General features: G+C 38.4%; 4 protein-coding genes. 3 read left to right on the top strand and 1 reads right to left on the bottom strand.

The annotated features are described in order from the left end of the window. Nucleotides 1-759 precede the first annotated feature (759 nt). From T483_RS0118245 to T483_RS0118235, 3 genes are all read left to right on the top strand, one after another. Nucleotides 760-1350, top strand: a complete 591-nt coding sequence (locus T483_RS0118245; protein ID WP_026888117.1) for a replication/maintenance protein — start codon at nt 760-762, stop codon at nt 1348-1350. After that, nucleotides 1347-1592: a hypothetical protein gene (locus tag T483_RS0118240; RefSeq protein WP_035623041.1), complete on the top strand. Its 246-nt coding sequence runs from the start codon at nt 1347-1349 to the stop codon at nt 1590-1592. The genes T483_RS0118245 and T483_RS0118240 overlap by 4 nt, the downstream gene beginning before the upstream one ends. Nucleotides 1593-1666: 74 nt before the next feature. Then, on the top strand, nt 1667-1876 hold the full coding sequence (locus tag T483_RS0118235; protein WP_026888115.1) for a hypothetical protein: 210 nt from the start codon (nt 1667-1669) through the stop codon (nt 1874-1876). Nucleotides 1877-2048: 172 nt separating this feature from the next. On the opposite strand, the gene T483_RS30220 is transcribed toward T483_RS0118235, so the two are convergent. Then, nucleotides 2049-3290, bottom strand: a complete 1242-nt coding sequence (locus tag T483_RS30220; protein WP_051560446.1) for a plasmid recombination protein — start codon at nt 3288-3290, stop codon at nt 2049-2051. Between the last annotated feature and the right edge of the window lie 164 nt (nt 3291-3454).

Here is a 3454-nt window from a genome sequence, read left to right as displayed (position 1 = left end):
AGTTTTAATATAACTCCCTATGTAGTTCGTGCTTTGCACAAACTACTCCGGTCGTCCTCAATAAGGCTCTGCCTTAGCCGGAGGCTTATCCGTGTAGCATGTTATACTTCGCTAATCCGCGAAGATAACATGGCAGGAGCTCCGCCCCTACAACTCTGGCTCCCGCCCTGCACATTAACGGCAAGCGTTAATGTGCCGGTTGGGCAAAGTCCTTGGCTTTTCAACTCTACAACTTTCCTCTGGTGGTTTTAGCGACCGGAAGGGAGCTTACAGAGCGTGACACGCTCTGTTGGAAAAACCTTCGTTTCACTCAGTTTTTTCCTCGTAAACAGATAACAGAAGGGAAAAATCAAGAAATTCAGCATTTATGCGGGTTTCCGGATTTTTGAATGTTAATGCATAGGTTAACATTGAATGTTAATGCATGCATTAACATACCGATAACATGAGTGTTGATTTCCTTTAACATGTATGTTAATTTACTCAACTTTCCTTGGTGGTATCAGCGACCGTAGGGATAATGGCTACAGTATAGATAAGAGTAAATTTTTATCCAAAGGTCTGGAAACCCTTATAAATACTGGGTTTTTAGCACTTTTGCTTGTGTTGATTTTTAAATACGCTTGTGTAGATTTTTCAACACAAATGAATACGTTGACATCAATACATTTATGTTGTTATAATCAACACAAATGTATTTTGAAATTTCGGGGTAATCTTACCATATTAAAATTAAAAATAATCAAGGAGGTTATTTTAATGGGGAAAATAAAAGAACAGCATACTTCAAAAAAGGTAAGGTACATAGGTACAGAACAATTCATTAATGCAGAAACTGGAGTTGTTGAAGAATTTCAAGTTACAGATATTGAAGAACGAGATTTCAATTTCAGCAAAGTTTGGATGAGAAATTTTATTTCTACGCTTGATTTAGTAGGTAATCAAAAAACCCGCCTTGCATTTTGGATCATCGATCATCTTAATAAGGAAAATCAGCTTATTGCAACTTTTAGAAGTATGGCTGACGAAACAGGTATTAGTTTATTTACTGTTCGTGAAACGATGAAGATTTTACAAGACTCGGATTTTCTTCGAAAAGTTAGTAATGGAGTTTATACGATTAATCCCGACATTTACTTTAAGGGGACGAGAAATGCTCGTTTAAATATTCTCAGCCAGTATCATGAACTGGGTGAAACTAAGCCACAGCTGACTGATGAGCAGAAAATTGACCAAATACAAAAATCAATTGCTTTGCTCCAAAGAGAACTTGATAAGCTTACTTCAAAGAAATCTAATATTATCAATGCAGAGAGAGTTTTTGAACCATCGGAGGCTTTGGAAAATTGAACAAGTCTAAGCAGATACAAATACCGGAAGAGCTTTTTGCTGCCCTTTTAAGGTACTTCAACGGTGGTAATGATGAAAATACTGCCAAATTCATCAAGGACGGCTTAAACGCGAAAATCGATGCCATAATTGCCAGGGAATATTATTCCGAGTATAAAACAGCTCCAAGTCCTCAAAAGCGTGAGGAAGCCCGCCAGGACTATCTCAATCACAAGGGAATTCGCCAAAATTTCAGATGGTGACAGATGTATTGATTTTTAAATACGTTTGTATTGATTGAGCAACACAAAGGCATATACTTAAGGAGAATAGGACAATGATAATTAACTCAGAAGGGCTCTCTGAGGCTCAGGAAGCCCGCTTAAAGGTTTTTAAGGATAAACAGAGCCATAATCATGAAATAATGCGTCAAGTGACCGTTTTAGAGGAGCGTATGCTCTCAGCCATCGCAGATGATGACATGGATCTGCTCACCGAGTTAGGCGAACAGATTGATAAATTGCAAAGTCAGTATATCGCTTATTAAGTGAATACTCCGGAAGTGTCCTTCCGGAGTATATGGGGCGTTATATTAACAATACAGTTATTTTACCTTTTTACTATAACAAAAAATGGACGCACTTCATCATGCTTAGCGTGATGTATAAGTGCGCCCTTGGACGCAACTCCCCACATTAAGTGGGGTATAAGTTGCGCTCTTAGAGTTCCATTTCATCTCTTTGAAACAATCCTTGTTCTCTTGTTCTTGTTTTCTGCTTATTGAGCTTACTAAAATTTTGCCTAGTTATTCTAGCTAACTCGTCGTTGAAATCAAGGTCTATTCCAAGCCGTTTATGGCTCCTACAAAGGCTCATAGTGTCCTCAATGGATTTCTTCATTGTCTCCACTATTTTGCCTTCTGGAAGTCCAAAAGCTATTTCTATGCCTTCGAAAGCATATCTATCAACATTCTCATAGCTTTCGGCAAGCCCTTCGTAAACTTTATCTCTAAGCGGTTCAAGACCAGTTTCAATATCCTCTTCGAGGTTGTTTTCTTTTTCTTCAAGCTTTTCTACTCGCTCTTTTATTTCTGCTTCTTGTTTTTTTAGATGCCCTAAATTCTTGTTCTTGATTCTACTCTGCTCATCTAAAGAGTTTATGTATTCCCGCTTTTCCTTTCCTAGCGCCTCTAATCTATCATTTTCCGCCTTTTGAGCTTCTGCTTTGTCCATTTCTGCTTCAACGGCTGCTTTAGCGTTGCTGTACTCGATATACTGTTTCTTGTCCATATCATGATTGAGTCCCTTTTCTGACCGCTTGATTTCAGCTTCTATCTCAGGATATAGCTCATCAAGCTGCTTTTGAATGGCATCATGCATTATTTCTTGAAGATTTTTTAAGGAATCCCTTGTAAACACCTTGGTTTTAGCCACTTGTTTCTGCAATCCATGCGTATATCCTTCTGCTACCGGCACCCCTACAATGTGCATGTGTGGGCTTGATTCATCATAATGAACCACCGCAGAAGCAATCTTAAAGCCTGGCATTTGCTCCTGCAGTAATTTAATCTGTGCTTTCATGACCTCATCCATCTTAACTTGGTCTACCTCATGTTCTTTCCAGAATTTATGGGCTCCCACTTGAATTATCATTTCTGCAGCAACATCACTTCTGCTATCTGAGACATGCTGAAAATAGTCTTCAATCTGTCTATATGGCTTCTGGTTCTCATTATATTCCTCAAGAACCTTGTCAAATTCTTCGTGATATACTGATTTGACATCTTCAAGAATTGATCCGGATCCAATCAATATGCTGATCTGATCTCTATCGTATCCTTCTTTCAGTTTCTCATAGTCTCTTAAATTGTGCTTACTAACCCTTCCAAGTGTTTGAGCTGAACTAATTGCATGTTTTTTGGAAGATAAATGCAAGCTATAACTTATACTTACTTGGCTCACTTCAAAGCCTCCTTTGCCTTTAATTTTTATTTTAATATGGCAACAAGATTTAATTTAATGGCAAAGTGAAGTTTTAATATAACTCCCTATGTAGTTCGTGCTTTGCACAAACTACTCCGGTCGTCCTCAATAAGGCTCTGCCTTAGCCGGAGGCTTATCCGTGT

The organism is Clostridium beijerinckii HUN142 (assembly GCF_000621745.1).
Lineage (GTDB): Bacteria > Bacillota > Clostridia > Clostridiales > Clostridiaceae > Clostridium > Clostridium beijerinckii_A.
The sequence above is the reverse complement of the archived record's forward strand: the minus strand, read 5'-3'. Positions and strand labels throughout refer to the sequence as shown.

Excerpts from the sequence above, each read along its gene's own strand:
- T483_RS0118245 (WP_026888117.1), top strand. The coding sequence starts at position 760 with ATGGGGAAAATAAAAGAACAGCATACTTCAAAAAAGGTAAGGTACATA.
- T483_RS0118235 (WP_026888115.1), top strand. The coding sequence starts at position 1,667 with ATGATAATTAACTCAGAAGGGCTCTCTGAGGCTCAGGAAGCCCGCTTA.